The sequence below is a fragment of the Pseudomonas sp. TE21435 genome (assembly GCF_056279265.1).
Map to the genome: position 1 here is coordinate 2747501 of NZ_JBWBQZ010000001.1, position 17548 is coordinate 2765048.

17 protein-coding genes (1 of these 17 only partly in view) are annotated in these 17548 nt (G+C 65.8%); 6 read left to right on the forward strand and 11 right to left on the reverse strand.

Going from position 1 to position 17548, the window contains the following annotated elements:
• Positions 1 to 679 carry the 5' portion of an MBL fold metallo-hydrolase gene (locus ACZ9C1_RS12385; RefSeq protein ID WP_277505484.1) on the reverse strand. Its footprint begins 416 nt before the window's first position, so the window shows 679 of its 1095 coding nt (coding positions 1-679); the start codon lies at positions 677 to 679; its stop codon lies off the left edge, out of view.
• Between the two features lie 125 nt (positions 680 to 804).
• Between ACZ9C1_RS12385 and ACZ9C1_RS12390 the strand changes: the two genes are divergently transcribed.
• Both ACZ9C1_RS12390 and ACZ9C1_RS12395 read left to right on the forward strand, forming a co-directional pair.
• A complete protein-coding gene (locus tag ACZ9C1_RS12390; RefSeq protein WP_139669353.1) occupies positions 805 to 1881 on the forward strand; it encodes a diguanylate cyclase in 1077 nt (358 codons plus the stop codon).
• Positions 1882 to 1933: 52 nt separating this feature from the next.
• Positions 1934 to 4516, forward strand: coding sequence for a bifunctional diguanylate cyclase/phosphodiesterase (locus ACZ9C1_RS12395; protein ID WP_476254021.1), 2583 nt, complete (start codon positions 1934 to 1936; stop codon positions 4514 to 4516).
• Positions 4517 to 4532: 16 nt separating this feature from the next.
• On the opposite strand, the gene ACZ9C1_RS12400 is transcribed toward ACZ9C1_RS12395, so the two are convergent.
• Positions 4533 to 4853, reverse strand: a complete 321-nt coding sequence (locus tag ACZ9C1_RS12400; protein ID WP_110704414.1) for a DUF2025 family protein — start codon at positions 4851 to 4853, stop codon at positions 4533 to 4535.
• Positions 4854 to 5036: 183 nt separating this feature from the next.
• Here ACZ9C1_RS12400 and ACZ9C1_RS12405 point away from each other — a divergent pair, with 183 nt between their 5' ends.
• Positions 5037 to 6251: a GAF domain-containing sensor histidine kinase gene (locus tag ACZ9C1_RS12405; RefSeq protein WP_476254022.1), complete on the forward strand. Its 1215-nt coding sequence runs from the start codon at positions 5037 to 5039 to the stop codon at positions 6249 to 6251.
• On the opposite strand, the gene ACZ9C1_RS12410 is transcribed toward ACZ9C1_RS12405, so the two are convergent.
• Entirely contained in the window at positions 6190 to 7107 is a 918-nt protein-coding gene (locus tag ACZ9C1_RS12410; protein ID WP_102684696.1) for a LysR family transcriptional regulator, read from the reverse strand. The genes ACZ9C1_RS12405 and ACZ9C1_RS12410 overlap by 62 nt on opposite strands.
• A 113-nt stretch (positions 7108 to 7220) precedes the next feature.
• Here ACZ9C1_RS12410 and ACZ9C1_RS12415 point away from each other — a divergent pair, with 113 nt between their 5' ends.
• Positions 7221 to 7979, forward strand: a complete 759-nt coding sequence (locus ACZ9C1_RS12415) for an SDR family NAD(P)-dependent oxidoreductase (RefSeq protein WP_457378867.1) — start codon at positions 7221 to 7223, stop codon at positions 7977 to 7979.
• 21 nt (positions 7980 to 8000) lie between these two features.
• On the opposite strand, the gene ACZ9C1_RS12420 is transcribed toward ACZ9C1_RS12415, so the two are convergent.
• Positions 8001 to 8780 carry a LysR family transcriptional regulator gene (locus ACZ9C1_RS12420; protein WP_476254023.1) on the reverse strand — a complete coding sequence of 260 codons (780 nt, stop codon included), beginning with the start codon at positions 8778 to 8780 and terminating at the stop codon, positions 8001 to 8003.
• 101 nt (positions 8781 to 8881) lie between these two features.
• On the opposite strand from ACZ9C1_RS12420, the gene ACZ9C1_RS12425 reads away from it, so the two are divergent.
• Positions 8882 to 9610, forward strand: a complete 729-nt coding sequence (locus ACZ9C1_RS12425; RefSeq protein WP_277501723.1) for an SDR family oxidoreductase — start codon at positions 8882 to 8884, stop codon at positions 9608 to 9610.
• Between the two features lie 123 nt (positions 9611 to 9733).
• On the opposite strand, the gene ACZ9C1_RS12430 is transcribed toward ACZ9C1_RS12425, so the two are convergent.
• From ACZ9C1_RS12430 to ACZ9C1_RS12460, 7 genes are all read right to left on the reverse strand, one after another.
• Entirely contained in the window at positions 9734 to 10594 is an 861-nt protein-coding gene (locus ACZ9C1_RS12430) for an efflux RND transporter periplasmic adaptor subunit (protein ID WP_457378865.1), read from the reverse strand.
• A gap of 11 nt (positions 10595 to 10605) precedes the next feature.
• A complete protein-coding gene (locus ACZ9C1_RS12435; protein ID WP_102684692.1) occupies positions 10606 to 10812 on the reverse strand; it encodes a DUF1656 domain-containing protein in 207 nt (68 codons plus the stop codon).
• Positions 10799 to 12787: an FUSC family protein gene (locus ACZ9C1_RS12440; RefSeq protein ID WP_476254024.1), complete on the reverse strand. Its 1989-nt coding sequence runs from the start codon at positions 12785 to 12787 to the stop codon at positions 10799 to 10801. The genes ACZ9C1_RS12435 and ACZ9C1_RS12440 overlap by 14 nt, the downstream gene beginning before the upstream one ends.
• 184 nt (positions 12788 to 12971) lie before the next feature.
• Positions 12972 to 13088: a cytochrome c oxidase subunit CcoM gene (gene ccoM, locus ACZ9C1_RS12445; RefSeq protein ID WP_023629476.1), complete on the reverse strand. Its 117-nt coding sequence runs from the start codon at positions 13086 to 13088 to the stop codon at positions 12972 to 12974.
• A gap of 135 nt (positions 13089 to 13223) precedes the next feature.
• A complete protein-coding gene (locus ACZ9C1_RS12450) occupies positions 13224 to 13385 on the reverse strand; it encodes a hypothetical protein (RefSeq protein WP_172670873.1) in 162 nt (53 codons plus the stop codon).
• Between the two features lie 59 nt (positions 13386 to 13444).
• Complete coding sequence (locus ACZ9C1_RS12455) at positions 13445 to 13771, reverse strand: aspartate-semialdehyde dehydrogenase (RefSeq protein WP_198755480.1); 327 nt, start codon at positions 13769 to 13771, stop codon at positions 13445 to 13447.
• 112 nt (positions 13772 to 13883) lie between these two features.
• Positions 13884 to 14576: a M949_RS01915 family surface polysaccharide biosynthesis protein gene (locus ACZ9C1_RS12460; protein WP_277501727.1), complete on the reverse strand. Its 693-nt coding sequence runs from the start codon at positions 14574 to 14576 to the stop codon at positions 13884 to 13886.
• A 124-nt stretch (positions 14577 to 14700) separates the two neighbouring features.
• Here ACZ9C1_RS12460 and rapA point away from each other — a divergent pair, with 124 nt between their 5' ends.
• The gene (gene rapA / locus ACZ9C1_RS12465) at positions 14701 to 17547 is read left to right on the forward strand and encodes an RNA polymerase-associated protein RapA (protein ID WP_277501728.1); all 2847 of its coding nucleotides are present in this window, start codon (positions 14701 to 14703) and stop codon (positions 17545 to 17547) included.
• Position 17548: the final 1 nt, after the last annotated feature.

Sequence of the window (17548 nt, forward strand, 5' to 3'; positions counted from 1 at the left end):
TCATCACCCAGGACGCCCAGAGCCTGCGGTTGCTGTCGAACAGCCCGCGCCCGGAAAAGTGCTGGGCAGGCGTGGCGACGAAGCGCACGCCTTCGACTTCGGTTTCCTGCCACCAGTCCAGTTGCCGCACCTTGGCCGGCGGCACGCCCCACTCGACGAGCAAGTCCCCCACGCCCAACGGCGCGAGGAAATGCTCGGTGCGCGGTGCCAGCTGGCGGATGGCCTGCTCATCCAGATGGTCGAAATGGTCGTGGGAGAGAATCACCGCGGTCAGTGGCGGCAGGTCGCCCAGCGCCAGCGGCGGCGCATGGAAGCGCAACGGCCCGGCCCACTGCACCGGCGAGGCGCGCTCGGCGAACACCGGGTCGGTAATGAAGAAGCGCCCGCGCAACTTGAGCAGCACAGTGGAATGGCCGAGGCGCCACAAGCTGTGATCCGGTGCGTCAGCCACCTGCTGGCGGGTCATCGGCTGCAGGCTGAGCGCTGCGTCTGGCCGGGTCTGTGGTGGCTTGCGCAGCAGCAGGTACTTGACGCCGATGCGCAACTTCTTGAGCACGCCGTCCTTGGGCAGTTCGACCTGGTTGTGAAAGCGCCCGTCCCGATACGGAGCCGGCTCGCCGGCGGGGGTAGCCATGGAGACCATGAGCAACAGCACTCCGCAAATGAGGAAAGCCTTCATATTACTCCACAGGGTCGGATCAACCGTGAAATGGCTTGTAAGGTCATTTTTCGCCGATGAACGATTGTTCAACAATATTCACATTACTTATGCGATAAACGGCGCTCCACAGAAGAACGACAACCATGATCGACAATCGCAGCGGCAAGGGGCTCTCTTTCGTCAGGCGCATCTACCTGCCGCGCATCATCGGCCTGGGAATCGGCCTGTTCAGCGTGATGGCTGCCATCGCCCCGCTGACCCCACCGCCCTGGGCCTGGGCCCTGCTGCTGTTCAATGGCCTGGCCTGGCCACACGTGGCCTACCAGTGGGCCCTGCGCTCGGCCTCCCCGTACCAGGCCGAGCAGCGCAACATCCTGCTGGATTCGCTGATGGGCGGTTTCTGGGCCGCAGCTATCCACTTCAACCCGCTACCCAGCGTCACCATCCTGTCGATGATGACCATGAACAACGTCGCCGCCGGTGGCAAACGCGTGCTGCTGCGCGGCCTGTTGGCGCAGCTGTGCGGCATGCTCTTGGCCACCACGCTGCTCGGCACCGGCCTGCAGACACAGGCCACGCAGTTGCAGGTCCTCGCCTGCCTGCCGATGCTGACCCTCTACCCCCTGGCCCTGGGCTGGGTGTGCTACCAGTTGGCGATCAAGCTGACCGAACACAAGCGCCGCCTCAGCGCCCTGAGCCGTACCGACAGCCTCACCGGACTGCTCAACCATGGCTCGTGGAAAGACCTGCTGCTGCTCAAGTTCCAGATCTGCCAGCAGCAGCGGCTGCCAGCGGTCATCGCGCTGATCGACATCGACCACTTCAAGACCATCAATGATACCTACGGCCATGTGGTCGGCGACTGCGTGTTGCGCCAGCTCAGCCAGGAGCTCAAGCGCACCCTGCGCGAGGACGACCTGGCCGGGCGCTATGGCGGCGACGAGTTCTGCGTGATCCTCCCCGGCACCCACGAAGCCCAGGCCTGCCAGGCCATGGAGCGCCTGCGCGAACGCGTGGCCGCCTACCGCAACCCGCACTTGCCGGGCTTGCGCATCAGCCTGAGCATCGGCCTGGCGGACTTTCAACCCGACCTCGCCTCGCCCGAGCATTGGCTGGAACAGGCCGACAAGGCCCTGTATGCCGCCAAGCGCCAGGGTCGCGACCAGGTCAATTTCGCTCGCGGCGAGGCCGCCACGCTCAGGCTGGCCTATCCTGACTGAACCTTCGCCCAGGCCTCGGGCGCAAGACAGCAGTTGAAGGAGTCGCCCGTACATGGACAGGAACGTCGACCTTTCACCCTCCAGCCCCACCTCGCGCCTGCAGGTGCGCCGCCTGGTAGGCGGTTTCTGCGCGCTGTTCGGGCTCGCTTGCGTGTTCACCCTGGTGGCGCTGTTCAACATCGCCGCCACGCTGGACCGCCAGGCGCTGGAGCAAAGCACCTTCCAGGCCACCCAGGCGCTGGAGCAGCGGCTGGTGGCCTCGCGTCAGTTCCTCTCCAGCTACGCCGTCTGGGACGTCGCCTACGAACATCTGGTAGGCAAGGTCGACTGGCAGTGGGCGTATGACGAGAAGAACGTCGGTGAGTCGCTGTACAGCGCCAGCGGCTACGAAGGCGTGTTCGTGGTCGAGGATGGCCGCACCACCTACGCCCTGTTCAAGGGCAAACCCACCGATTCGCCGGCTAGCGCCCATATCGACAGCCCCCTGGCGGCAATCATCGACGCGGCGCGCAAGGCGGCCCCGGCCCGCGAGCAGGTAACCCACTTCGTACGCTTCAACGGCTGGCCCGCAGTGCTCAGCGCCGCGGCAGTACGCCCGGACAAGGAAGTGACCGAAGCAGATGTAAAACAGGCGCCGGTGATGGTGTTCGTCGACCAACTGACCGAAGCCAAGCTCGCAGTGCTGGGCAAAGGCGCGGGTTTGGCCGGCATGCGCCTGGAGAAAAACGCTGTTGCCCAGGCCGGGCAACCGCATATCGCCCTCGGCGAAACCGGTTATCACCTAGTCTGGAACACACCGTTGCCGGGCCGCCAACTGCTTCATGCCTTCCTGCCGCCGCTGCTGGCAGTACTGCTGGTACTTGGCCTGGTGCTGCTCTACCTGTTCCGCCACGCCCTGCGCAGTTCCCGGGCAATAGATGAAAGCCTGCTGCGATTGCAGCAGAGCAACCGCGCCCTGGAAGCCAGCGAGCAGCGCTTTCGCGCAGTGGCCGAAGCCGCCTCCGACTGGATCTGGGAAACCGACCGCCATCACCGCCTGACCTACCTGTCGCAGCGTTTCGTCAGCGTCACCGGCTACCGCATCGAGGACTGGCTCGGCCAGCCGCTCAACCAGTTGCTGGCCTGCGACACCACGCCCCTGCTGCCGTGGCTCGACAGCCAGGCCGACGACAACCCGCAGCAACTGGCCAACCTGCGCTGCAACTACGATGACGCCAGCGGCCAGAACCGCTACTGCCGCGTCTCGGCGCGCTCGATCGTCTACGAGGGCAAGCTCGCCGGCTTTCGCGGCACCGCCAGCGACATCACCGACGAGGTCGCCGCCCATGCCCGCATCCAGCACTTGTCGATGCACGATGCCCTGACGGGCCTCGCCAACCGCAACAAACTGTCGCGCCACCTCGAGCAGGCGTTGTTGCGCGGCAGCGATTCACCACCGTTGACCCTGCTGCTGCTGGACCTGGACAGTTTCAAGCCCATCAACGATTCCCTCGGCCATCCGGCCGGCGACGCAGTACTGCAGGAGGTGGCCGGCCGTCTACGCGACACCACCCGCGACAATGACCTGGTCGCTCGCCTGGGCGGCGACGAGTTCGTCCTGGTCTTGCACGGCCTGGACAACCGCAGTGAAATCGACCGTTTCTGCGCGCGCCTGCTCGACCTACTGCAACAACCCATCGGTTTCGAGGAACACCAGTTGCACATCGGTGCCAGCATCGGCATCGCCCAGACCCGGGCCCAAGGCTACGACGCCGGCGAACTGATCCGTTGCGCCGACATCGCCCTGTACCAGGCCAAAGCCGACGGCAAGAACACCTGGCGTTACTTCTCGCCGGAAATGAACCAGCAGATCCAGTACCGCCGCCAGCTGGAAAACGACCTGCGCCGGGCGATCAAGCAGCACGAGTTCGTGTTGCACTACCAGCCACGCTACCGCCTGGACGATCTGCGCATCGTTTCGGTGGAAGCCCTTTTGCGCTGGGAGCATCCCCAGGAAGGGCTGATCGGGCCCGACACTTTCATTCCCTTGGCCGAACAGAGCGACCTGATCGTCCCGCTGGGCCGCTGGGTGCTCGAAGAAGCCTGTCGCAATGCCCGTGACTGGCCCGAAGAACTGCTGGTCTCGGTCAACCTGTCGCCCGCGCAGTTCTCCCGCAGCGATGTGGTCGCCGATGTGCGCCAGGTGTTGCTGGACACCGGCTTCCCGGCCCAGCGCCTGGAGCTGGAAATCACCGAGAACGTGATGCTCAACGATATCGAAGGCGCCCTGGGCACCATGCTCGCACTCAAGGAACTGGGCGTGCGCCTGAACATGGACGACTTCGGCACCGGCTACTCGTCACTGGGCTACCTGCGCACCTACCCCTTCGACAGCATCAAGATCGACAAGCGCTTCATCGCCGGGTTGAGCAGCCAGAGCGGCAACGACCGGGCCGTGGTCCAGGCGATCATCAACCTGGGCAAGGCCATGGGGCTGACGGTGACCGCCGAGGGCGTGGAGACCGAGCAGCAATTGAAGGCGCTGGACAAGGAGCAGTGCCATGAGGTGCAGGGCTACTACCTGAGCAAGCCCGTGGACCGGGCAGGGTTCGAGGCGCTGCTGGCGAACCGCGAAGTTCGCCAGGATGCGTCCTGAATGCACTGCCCTGGCGTCAACGCAGGTTACGCTCGGCGACGATTTCGGGCAGGTCGGTACGGTTGAGGTAGATGCGCAATGGCTCGCCGATGTTCAACCGATCGTCCACATGCTGCTCCAGCAGCAACGCCAGGCGCTCCCGGCTCAATGCCATGCGCGCATCGGCCTCGGGCCGCCAGACGAACTCGCTGCAGGGGGTGATGCTGTCGTCGGCCACGTCCATGCCGAACGCGTCCTCTGAAAACCGCACGATATGGGTGCCACGTTTGCCGTGAAAGCCGACGAAGCCCTTGAGCTGGTCGGCGGCGATGCAGATGTCCTGGGATGTGATGGCCATGGCGTAACCTCGCAAAGAATTCGGAAGTGACGCACGCAGAGGGGGCGGTCGCCTCTGGCGGGCAACGCGCAAGTGCCAGCCTAACCCAAGTGCCAGACCGTTCGCCAAGGTTTTTCACCCCTCGCGCCAAGGCCCGCTAGACTGGATTTTCGAGCCCCTTCGTCGTTATCGGATCTGCCCCTCATGACCCAGGCCGTCACCGCCGACATCGCCATCATTGGTCGCATCAACGCCGTGCCGGCCATCCTCCAGGTCATCTGCGAGACCACTGGCCTGCGCTTTGCCGCCGTGGCCCGGGTGACCGAGAGCAGCTGGACGGCCTGCGCGGTGCTCGACACCCTGGGATTCGGCCTCGAGGTAGGCGGCGAACTCGAGGTCGCCACCACGCTGTGCCACGAAATCCGCAGCACACGCCAGACCATCGTGATCGACAAGGCCAGCGAGGACGAGCAGTACTGCCGTCACCACGCCCCGCGCCAGTACCGCTTCGAAAGCTATATTTCGGTTCCGGTGCTACGTACCGACGGCAGCTTCTTCGGTACCATCTGCGCCCTGGACGCCAAACCAACGCCGCTCAAGGGCACGGCGATCCAGCCAATGATGGAATCGTTCGCCCGCCTGCTGGCCATCCAGATCGAAAGCGAGGAAAACGCCCAGCGCACCGAGCTCGCCCTGCACAAAGAGCGGGCCATGGCCGAGGTGCGCGAGCAGTTCATTGCCGTGCTCGGCCACGACCTGCGCAACCCGCTGTTCGCCATCACCGCCGGTGCCGAACTGCTCAGCCAGCGCCTGACGCACGACAAGCAACGGGCCATCGCCCTGCATATCCTCACCTGCGGCCAGCGGGCCACCGAGCTGGTGCGCGACATGCTGGATTTCGCCCGTGGCCGCCTTGGTGCCGGGATCCCCTTGAACCTGCAACCCTGCCACGATCTGCCGGACGCCCTCGGCCATGTGGCCTCCGAGCTGCAGCGTGTCCACCCGCAGCGGCGCATCATCCTCGACATTGGCCAGGTCGGCGGCCTGCTGTGTGACCGCGAGCGAATCATGCAACTGTTGTCCAACCTGATCGCCAATGCCCTCCTTCATGGCGACCCACAAGGCCCGGTGACCGTGCGCGCCAGCCTCAGCGACAGTACGTTCGACCTGAGCGTGCACAACCAGGGCACGCCGATCGCCCCGCAAACCCTGCCCTTGCTGTTCGAACCTTTCAGCCGGCCGATCTCTGGCGCGCCCCAGCCCGGCCTGGGCCTGGGGCTGTACATTGCCAAGCAGATCGCCCTCGCCCACGGCGGCCGCATGGAGGTGACCTCCAGTGTCGAGGGCGGCACCCTGTTCAGTTTTCGCCTACCGAAGGATCGACCTGGGACTCCAGGAGCACCGCCAACCAGTTCATGAACGCCTGGACCCGGCGCGGCACATGGCGCTGCCGCGCATACAACAGCGACACCGGCATGGCCCGCGCCTGCCAGGGCTCGAGCAGCGACACCAGTTCACCCGCGCGCAGGTGTTCATCGACACCTACCGCCGGCACCTGGATCAGGCCTAGCCCAGCCAGGCAGGCGGCGGAATAGGCCTCGGCGTTGTTCACCGTGACCACGCCGGCCATGGCCTGGAAGCGCAGTTCGCCGCCCTGCTCGTATTCAAACCCGGCACTGCGCGCGCCGAGGTTGCGCACGTAGTGGACCAGCCGGTGGCTATCCAGGTCCTCCAGGCGGCGCGGCACACCGTGGCGTTCGAGATAGGCGGGGCTGGCGCAATTGCGCATGCTCAGGCGCCCGACCGGGCGCGCCACCACGTCAAGGTCGCTGAGCGCGCCGATGCGCATCACGCAATCGAAGCCTTCGCGCAACAGGTCGACCTGGCGGTCGGTGCAGCTGATCTCTACATCCAGGCGCGGGAAACGCTCGAGAAAACGCGGCAGCGCCGGCACGATGACCCGCCGCGCCATCATGGTCGGCAGGTCGATGCGCAGACGCCCGGCCAGCTCGGCGTCGTCGGCGCTGAACAGGCTCTCGATCTCGTCCATGCCCGACAACAGGTCCTTGCTGCGCTCGTACAGCAAGGCGCCGTCCTGGGTCGTGCGCACCCGGCGCGTGGTGCGGTTGAGCAGGCGCGTGCCGAGCAGGTTTTCCAGCGCCCGCACCTGTTCGGAAACGGTCGAGCGCGGCAGGCCCAGGCTTTCGCCGGCCAGGGTGAAACTGCTCAGCTCGCTGACCCTGACAAAGGTACGCAGCAGCTCCAACTTGTTCATACGGCCCCTAATTGTCCAATTGGCGCGAACAGTATTTCCGGATCGCCTGGATTTAACAGCACCTGTCCGACCAATAACCTGTCAGCCACAGCCACCCACCAAAGGTAACCGACATGACTCGCAAGATCGCACTGATCACCGGCGCCAGCCGCGGCCTGGGCAGGAACACCGCCGAACACCTGGCCGCCCGTGGCATCGACATCATCGGCACCTACCATAGCAAGGCCGACGAAGCCCGCGCCGTGGCGGCCACGCTGGAGCAGGCCGGCGGGCGCGCCGCCATGTTGCAATTGGATGTCAGCGACAGCGCTAGCTTCGCAGGCTTCGCCGAACGCCTGGGCGACACGCTTGGACAGCAGTTCGGGCGCCATCAGCTGGATTTCCTTGTAAACAACGCAGGCATCGGCCTGAACGTGCCATTCAGCGAGACCAGCGAGGCGCAGTTCGACCAGTTGCTGAACATCCAGCTCAAAGGCCCGTTCTTCCTTACCCAGCGCCTGCTGCCGCTGCTGGCCGATGGCGGGCGCATCGTCAACATCTCCACCGGCCTGACCCGCTTCGCCCTGCCCGGCTATGCCGCCTATGCGGCCATGAAGGGCGCCATGGAAGTACTGACCCGCTACCAGGCCAAGGAGCTGGGCGCGCGCGGCATCCGTGTGAACATTCTCGCGCCGGGCGCCATCGAGACTGATTTCGGCGGGGGCGTGGTGCGTGACAACCAGCAGGTCAATGACTACATCGCCGGCAATACCGCGCTGGGCCGGGTCGGCCTGCCCGACGATATCGGCGCGGCCATCGCCTTGTTGCTGGAAGATGGCAATGGCTGGATCAACGGGCAGCGGCTGGAGGTATCGGGGGGCATGTTCCTCTGAGGAGCACGCTGCGCAATGCGCTCAAGCTCGGTTCAAGGCCTGGTGCAGCGCAGCGACGGCAGGAAGTGACAAAGCCTCATGGGTGATGCACAGGCCGACCCGGCGCCGCAGTGCCAAGCCGCTGCCGGGCCGCCAGTAGACCCCGGGACAGCGCTCGGCCAGGGACTGCGGCAACCATGCCGCGCCCAGCCCGGCGGCGACCATGGCCAGCGCCAGTTGTAGCGAACCGGCCTGGCCAACCTGCTCGCCTTCGCCGTACAACCCCATCAGGCGCTGGTGCGAAGGATGCTGCGGGCAGGTGATCCAGCGCCCGTCCGGCTGGCTGCCGGTCGCCATTACCAGCACGAACTGTTCCTCCCACAACGGCAGGAACAGTTCGTCCTCGCAGCGCTGGGCCTCGTCGGCCAGCCGCGCATCCCCGTCACACCCCGCCAGCAAGGTCAATTGCAGGCCCGCAACCGCCTGGCTGGCCAGGCGCACGCAAGCCTCGACCTGGGCCGGCGCGATGTCCGCCTCGATGCCCAGGGCCAAAGGCACCCGCTCCTGCCCCTGGCGAAAGCGCAGGCGCAGCGCGTCGGCCTCGGCCACCATGCGGCAGGCCTGGGGATACAGCTCACGCGCCTGCTCGCTGACTTCGACCCCACGGGCCTGACGCAGGAACAGCTCGGCGCCCAGGTCGTCCTCCAGCTGGCGGATGGTCACCGACAAGGTCGGTTGCGCCACGCACAGGCGCTGGGCGGCTACCGTGATGTTGCGCGCTTCGAAGACCGCGATAAATGCCTTGAGGTGACGGATATCCATAGATAGAACCGATGCCAGCCAGAGAAATAAGCCGTTTTTCATGGCCGAAAGGGCTATCTAGAATCCTGGCCATCGAAAGCGATTATGCCTGGGAGGCAACCATGAACAAACCCCTGATCATCATCACCGGCGCCAGCTCCGGCATAGGCGCCGCCACCGCCCAACGCTTTTCCGCCGCGGGCCATCCGCTGTTGCTGGTCGCCCGCCGCCTGGATCGCCTGGAGGCGCTGGCGTTGCCCGATTGCCTGTGCCGCGCCGTGGACATCCGCGACCGCGCAGCACTGGTCGCCGCCGTGGCCGAGGCCGAAGCCGTGTACGGGCCCGCCGATGCCTTGGTGAACAATGCCGGGGTGATGCTGCTGGGGCAGATGCACGAACAGGACCCGGAACAATGGGAGCGCATGTTCGACATCAACGTCAAAGGCCTGCTCAACGGCGTGCACGCGCTGGTCGGCGGGATGGTCGAGCGGCGCCATGGCACCCTGATCAATGTCAGCTCGGTGGCCGGACGCAAGACCTTCCCCAACCATGTGGCCTACGTAGGCAGCAAGTTCGCCGTGCACGGGTTGTCGGAAAACCTGCGCGAGGAGCTGGCGCCGCACAATGTGCGGGTGGTGACCATCGCGCCGGGCGCAGTGGAGACCGAGCTGCTCGGGCATACCACCGACGAGGGCGTCAAGCGCGACTACGAGGCCTGGAAGGCCAATGACATGGGCGGCGTGGTGCTGTCGGCGGAAGATGTCGCCGGGGCAATCGTCTGGGCCTACCAGCAGCCGCAGCAGGTGTGCATTCGCGAGATCGTGCTGGCGGCGACCGCCCAGCAGCCTTGAGGCTGAGTACCGGGGCGTGATGCGCCCCTTTCGCCGCGGTTCGTCGCCACGACGAGCCGGCTCCCACACCGACCGCGCCGGCCTCAAGTCATGTGCAATCCCAGGGGGAGCTGGCCTGCCCCCTCACGGCGCTTCGTGCACCTGCACGCTAGCCGTCATGCCGGCGCTCAGGGTCACGCCCTCCGGCACCTGGTCCAGGCGGATGCGCACGGGTATGCGCTGCGCCAGCCGCACCCAGTTGAACGTCGGCTCCACCTCTGGCAGCAACTGCCCATCCGGCGTCGAGTTGCGGTCGGTGATCCCCCGGCTGATGCTTTCTACCTGCCCTTGCATCGCGTCGCCGGCGCCCATGAGCCAGACCTTGACCGGGTCGCCGACGCGAATCCGCGGCAGCTTGGTTTCTTCGAAATACGCCTGGATATAGAAAGTGGCATCGTCCACCAGCGCCATCACCGACTGCCCGGTGTTGACGAAATTGCCCTCGGCCAGGCGCAGATTGGTGATATGCCCGCCCCGCGGGGCGCGTACTTCGCTGCGGGCCAGGTTGATCTTCGCCACTTGCAACTGAGCCTCGGCCTCGTGCAGTTCGCCACGGGCGACAGCGGCGTTGATCTGGGCGTTCTCGCGCAACTCGGCACTGATCGCCTCCGGCCCCAGCGCGGTGCGCCGGGCGGCCTCGCGCTCGCGCAGGCGCAACTGCTGGGTACGCGTCTCGACCACGGCGGTGGCCTGGTCGAAGGCGGCCTGGAAGCGTTCGCGGTCGATGCTCATCAGCAGGTCGCCGGCCTTCACCTGCTGGTTGTCATGCACCTTCAACGCGCTGACCCAGCCCGACACGTCTGGGGCGATCACCACCACGTCGGCACGCACCCGGGCATCCCGGGTCCAAGGCGTGAGCATGTAGTACTGCCACAGATGATAGCCAGCAAAAACAGCGAGGATCACCACACACAGGGTGACCAGGGTACGTACGACTGTACGCATGGACTTACTCCTTACAAAGGGCCTGACAGGCGCACCACCCCATACAGCACACAGACGAACAGCGCAGCGTCGAACAACGCCTCGTGCCAGATCCATCGCCCCAGGGGGGTGGCCTGCACGATGAAACGCAACAGCCCGGTGAGCACCAGCGCCAGCAACACATAGATCAGAAACGGGCTGAGCAGCACGCCGCCCAGTGCCCACTCACGCAACCCCATGGGTTTCCTCCTGCCAGCGGCACCACTTGCCCCAGCTCTTGCGCAATTGCAGCACCGCGCCGATGGCCAGGCGCAGCGGGTCACTGGGCGGCTGGCGGCGCAGGGCCTCGATGAACTGTTCACTGGCAGTGTCCAGGCGCTGGCCACGCCCCGGCGCCGGGCCGCTGGCAAGGACCGCCTGCAACTGCTGCAGGTACTGGCGCTCGGCATTACCCAGCGGCGCCTTGGCCACGGCCAGGCACATGCGCAGGTGCACCAGTTCGTCACCGATATCCAGGCCGTGCAGGCCGTCGTCCCAGCGCTTGCGCTCGGCCTCGGGCAATTCGCTGGCATGCCGCGCCAGTTGCATCAGGCGGTCGGCCATGCGCCCGCCAAACCAGCTGTCGGCGCCGCGCAGGTCGCGCCGGGTCAGGCGCACCAGATCGCCTTGCGTGGCGGCGCGCAGGCGCCGGCCAAGCCAGGCCGGGTGACGCAGTACCAGCAAGCGGAACGCCATTACCGCGGCGCCCACGCCCAGCAGCATGGCCTGGGCGCTGTTGAGCATGGTCGCCACATCGAAATGCATGGCATTGAGCGGCGCGACCAGGACGATGAAGTGCAGGCAATAGGACGTGGCGGTCGCCCCGGTACGCGGGTGGGCCATGCCCAGGGCGCCAAAGAACAACGGCACACCCATGCCCAGGCAGAGCATGGCGAAGCTGCTCCATTGCGGCAGCAGGATCTGCCCCACCAGGAACGCCACCGGGATGGCCAGGAGGATGCCGCGCAGGAAACTCAGGCCGATCTGCGCGCCATTCTCGCGGCTGGCGAACAGGCTGCAGACCACACAGGTGAGCACCAGGCCGCCTGGCGCCGATGGCCAGGCCGTGGCCAGCCAGAAACTGCTCATGGCCAGGAAGGCCAGGGCGCTGCGCGAACCGAACAGCAGGGCAAGGGACAAGTCGCGATGGGTTGCCAGGCTCTGCGTCGCCTGCCTCGGCGCCCGCCCCTGCTCGACGTCGTCGAGGGCCTGGGCGCAAGCCATCGTGTAGTCCAGCAGCAAGGTCAGGCGCGCCAGACAGTAATGCTCGGCGGGGCTGATCCGCTCGTCGTGGGCGGCGTCCCAGACACGCTGGCGCAACACCAGCAAGCTGGGCTGCTCGGGGCTGGCCAGGTGAGCGCGAACCTCGTCCAGCCATGACGCCAGATGCCTGGCTTCACCCTCGTCAAGCTGGCGCCACTGCCTGCGCACCGAGCGTGAGATGCGCAAAAGCACCATCAGTGTCTGGCTCAGGCCGCTGATCGCCCGGGCGCGCTGGCGGCCACGACTGCCTTCGAACCAGGCATGTTCGCGCTGGGCATCGATGGCGACGATGCGCCCGAGGCTGTCGAGCAGGCCGCCGCGTGCCTCGTCTTCGCCGCCAAGCATGGCGTTGGCCGCCTGCAGGCCGTTCTGCCAGGCCTGGCGGGCTTGGTCGGCCAGTTGCTGCTCCACGCGCATGGGCCAGAGCAGCGCGCTGGTGACGGTGGCGCAGACGATGCCCAGGCAGATCTCGGTGCAGCGCGCCACGGCCTGGTCGAAGACCTGCAGCGGGTGGTCGACCGCCGGCAGGGCGATGATCGCCACGGTGTAGCCGGCCAGCACGAACGCGTAGGCCCAGGCGCTGCGCAACTGGGTCGAGGCGGCGGTGCACAGGGCCAGCCACAAGGCCAGGGTCAGCAGGAACAGCCATGGGGTCTGGGCGAACAGGCCGATGAACACCACCGACATGCAAGTGCCGACCAGGGTGCCGGCCAACCGCGCCAGGCCCTTCTGCACCACCATCCCCGACAACGGCTGGGCGACGATGAAGGCAGTCATCAGCGCCCACGCCGGTTGCTCCAGGCCCCAGCGCATCGCCAACCACAAAGCCAGGCCGCCACCAAGCAAGGTCTTGATGGCGAACTTGAGGGCGAGGCTGCTGGGGGCAAACAGGGCCTGGAAGGTGATGGGCACGAAACGAACCTTGGGCGCGCTGGGGTAATAGGAAGAAAGATAGACAACGGGAGGAAGGATAAAGCGGAAACGATTAATTAGCTAGCTAATCATCTAAGCAGTCGCAGGCAGATTTTCGCAGGCAAAAAAAAATGGGCGACCGAAGTCGCCCTAAATGCCTTGCGTGCTCGTGAATCGGGAAGGATCAGCGCTGGTTGCGCTTTTTCGAGTCCTTCCAGATGAAAATGCCCAGACCGGCGAAGAAGGCCAACATCAACCCGACTGTTACCACCCCGGCGATAACCACGTTGTCGAAGAACATGTCGGCTCCTCCCTTGATGTGCCGTCATCCGATGGGTGCAAGGTAACCAATGCGAGGAGGGGGAAAATTGACCGGAGTCAATGGCGCCCGGGGCCGGGCGCGGGAGGCGGGTGCAGGGTTGACCTGCATCAAGTTTCAGCGCTTCTTCGGTTTGCCCTTGGGCTTTTTCTTCTTGGCCTGGGTCAGCGGCATGGCCTGCTCGAAGGCCTGGCGCATGTCGTCCAGACGCTTGTCATTGAGGTCGTGAATGCGTTTGGCGCGTTCGGCGCCGAAATCGATCAGGTTGTCTTGGCTCATGGTGGGCTCGACGGACAGCAGAGGCCCCAATAATGAAGGCTTGCCAGGGCGCTGACTAGTCAGACTTCGATATCCACCAGCAACCCCTGGCGCGTGCGCTCGCCCAGCGGCGCCACCGGCACGGTGTTGTCGGCATTGAGCTCCTCACCCGGCACCGCCTCGTACCGATCGCCTTCAGCCTGCTTGCGCCTTTTTTGCTGGCGGCGTTGCTCGTCACGCAGCAGCAAGGCCTGCTCTTCGGGATCACGATGATTCTTCAGGTCGATGGTGCCATCGCTGGATGTCGGCTGGGTGGGCACCACCGGTGGAATGGTCGGCGGTGGTTTGACCGGGTCGTGTTGCGAGGTCACGGGGGCGGCACTGAGCGGGATGATCGGCGGCAGCATGGGAGGTCTCCTGTAGCCTTGTTGTCGGCTGATGGCGCGCCGCCTTGAATGCCTGCGGTCGAAGGTGTGCGGCGTGTCACAACGCCGCATCGGGCTGGAGTATAGCGCGGGCCTACTCGGCGTCTTCGTCCGGATCGTCGGGTGAAGGGCTCGACTCGCTCCATGGCCGCTTGTAGACCTGCTGCCAGACCGCATCCATATGTTCGCGCACCCCTGGCGGGGCGTTCTTCAACGAGGCGCTGTCTTCGCGCTCGCCGCCGAACGAGTCTTCACCTGGCGGGCTGATCAGCGACTGGCCGGTGATGGTGTAGATCGCCTGGCCTTCACGCATCTCGATGGCGATGTCGTGGGGGTCGATACCGCCACCGCAGAAGGCATGGCTGGCCACTGTCACTTCGGCGACACCGTCCTTGTTCAGGTCGCCGACATCACTGACATCGGTATAAAAGTCGACGTCGAGGTCCAGACCAGCACAAGTGGTCTCCTGCTCGATCTGCCAGCGCGGCTTGAAGACATCGGCACTGGCGGCGCGGCCATACAGGGTGGCCTTGAGCACCACCTTGTCGACTTCCTCCTCGGTATCGGGGTCGGTGGCCTGGCCATCGACCCGGCTCAGCACCAGCAGGCCCTCGCCCTCGCGGTCATGGAAATGCACGCTCTTGATCGGCGTCTGCACGCCGAGCACTTCCAGTTGCTCGACCGGGATCGGCGGCAGGATCTCGAAACTTTTCTGTTCACAGGCGGCCAGCAGCGCCAGGCTGCCCAGGCCCAAGGTGACGTTCAACCAGCGGTGCTTGGCAAACATGTTGGCGCATGGCCCTCGTGACGGGTGTTCGTCGATGAACACGCTAGACTCACTGAGATTCTTTGGTCTGGCGCAGCCGATCCGGTAACATGGCCAGCTTTTTCACCGCGGGAGTTTTGGCAGTATGGCGCAGCAGTATCAACCGGGGCAACGCTGGATCAGCGACAGCGAGGCCGAGCTCGGTCTTGGGACCATCCTGGCGCAGGATGGCCGCCTGTTGACCGTGCTCTACCCGGCCACGGGCGACACGCGCCAGTACTCGCTACGCAATGCGCCGCTGACCCGCGTGCGCTTCTCGCCAGGCGATCTGATCACCCATTTCGAAGGCTGGAAGCTGACCGTGCAGGAGGTCGAGGACATCGACGGCCTGATGGTCTATCACGGCATCGACCCGCAGAACCAGCCACGCACGCTGCCCGAGACGCAGCTGTCCAACTTCATCCAGTTCCGCCTGGCCAGCGACCGCCTGTTCGCCGGGCAGATCGACCCACTGTCGTGGTTCTCGCTGCGCTACAACACCCTGCAGCACACCAGTAAGCAGATGCTCTCCACGCTCTGGGGCCTGGGTGGCGTGCGCGCCCAACCCATCGCCCACCAGTTGCACATCGCCCGTGAAGTCGCCGATCGCATCGCCCCGCGCGTATTGCTGGCCGACGAAGTAGGCCTGGGCAAGACCATCGAGGCCGGCCTGGTCATCCACCGCCAGCTGCTGTCCGGTCGTGCCAGCCGCGTGCTGATCCTGGTGCCGGAAAACCTCCAGCACCAGTGGCTGGTGGAAATGCGCCGGCGCTTCAACCTGCAGGTTGCACTGTTCGACGCCGAGCGCTTCATCGAGAGCGATGCCAGCAACCCGTTCGAGGATGCCCAGCTGGCGCTGGTCGCGCTGGAGTGGCTGGTCGAGGACGAGAAGGCCCAGGACGCGCTGTTCGCCGCCGGCTGGGACCTGATGGTGGTCGACGAGGCCCACCACCTGGTCTGGCACGAAGAGCAGGCCAGCCCCGAATACTCGCTGGTCGAGCAGCTGGCCCAGGTGATTCCCGGCGTGCTGCTGCTCACCGCCACGCCTGAGCAGCTCGGCCAGGACAGCCACTTCGCCCGCCTGCGACTGCTCGACCCCAACCGTTTCCACGACCTGGCCGCCTTCCGCGCCGAAAGCGAGCACTATCGCCCGGTGGCCGAAGCTGTACAGGAACTGCTCGACGAAGGCCGCCTGTCGCCGAAAGCCCACGCCACCATCCAGGGCTTCCTCGGCGCCGAAGGCGAAGCACTGCTGGCCGCGGTCAGCGATGGCGACAGCCAGGCCAGCGCGCGCCTGATCCGAGAACTGCTCGACCGCCACGGTACCGGCCGCGTGCTGTTCCGCAACACCCGTGCGGCGATCCAGGGCTTCCCCGAGCGCCAACTGCACCCCTACCCGCTGGCCAACCCCGAGGCCTACGCCGACCTGCCTTCGGGCGAGCGTGCCGAGCTTTACCCGGAAGTGGCCTTCCAGGCCCAGGGCGAAACCGGCGACGACGAGCGCTGGTGGCGTTTCGACCCTCGGGTCGACTGGCTGATCGACACCCTGAAGATGCTCAAGCGCACCAAGGTCCTGGTGATCTGCGCCCACGCCGAGACCGCCATGGACCTGGAAGACGCCCTGCGCGTGCGCTCCGGCATCCCGGCCTCGGTGTTCCACGAAGGTATGAGCATCCTCGAGCGTGACCGCGCCGCCGCCTACTTCGCCGACGAAGAGTTCGGCGCCCAGGTGCTGGTGTGTTCCGAGATCGGCAGCGAAGGCCGCAACTTCCAGTTCGCCCATCACCTGGTGATGTTCGACCTGCCGGCACACCCGGACCTGCTCGAGCAACGCATTGGCCGCCTCGACCGGATCGGCCAGAAGCACACGATCCAACTGCACATCCCGTACCTGCAGGACAGCCCGCAGGAACGCCTGTTCCAGTGGTACCACGAAGGCCTCAACGCCTTCCTCAACACCTGCCCGACCGGCAACGCCCTGCAGCATCAGTTCGGCCCGCGCCTGCTGCAACTGCTGGCCGGTGGCGACGACAAGGGCTGGACCCAACTGGTCGGCGAGGCCCGAGCCGAGCGCGAACGCCTGGAGGCCGAGCTGCACACCGGTCGCGACCGCCTGCTGGAGCTCAACTCCGGTGGTGCTGGCGAAGGCCAGGCGCTGGTCGAGGCGATCCTCGAGCAGGACGACCAGTTCGCCCTGCCGATCTATATGGAAACCCTGTTCGACGCCTTCGGCATCGACAGCGAGGATCACTCGGAAAACGCCCTGATCCTCAAGCCGAGCGAGAAGATGCTCGACGCCAGCTTCCCGCTGGGTGACGACGAAGGCGTGACCATCACCTACGACCGTGGCCAGGCGCTGTCGCGCGAGGACATGCAGTTCCTCACCTGGGAGCACCCGATGGTCCAGGGTGGCATGGACCTGGTGCTGTCCGGCTCGATGGGCAACACCGCCGTGGCGCTGATCAAGAACAAGGCGCTCAAGCCCGGCACCGTGCTGCTCGAACTGCTCTACGTCAGCGAAGTGGTGGCACCGCGCAGCCTGCAGCTGGGGCGCTACCTGCCACCGGCCGCGCTGCGCTGCCTGCTCGATACCAACGGCAACGACCTTGGCCCGCGGGTGGCCTTCGAAACCCTCAACGACCAGCTCGAAAGCGTGCCCAAGGCCAGCGCCAACAAGTTCGTCCAGGCCCAGCGCGACGTGCTGGCCAAGCGCATCGCCGCGGGCGAGGCCAAGGTCCTGCCAACCCACGACGAGCGCGTGGCCCAGGCCCGGCAACGCCTCACCGCCGAAGCCGACGAGGAGCTGGCGCGCCTGACTGCGTTGAAGGCCGTCAACCCGAGCGTGCGCGACAGCGAGATCGACGCCCTGCGCAAGCAGCGCGAAGAGGGTTTGGCGGCGCTGGAAAAAGCGGCACTGCGTCTCGAGGCGATCCGGGTGCTCGTCGCCGGTTGAT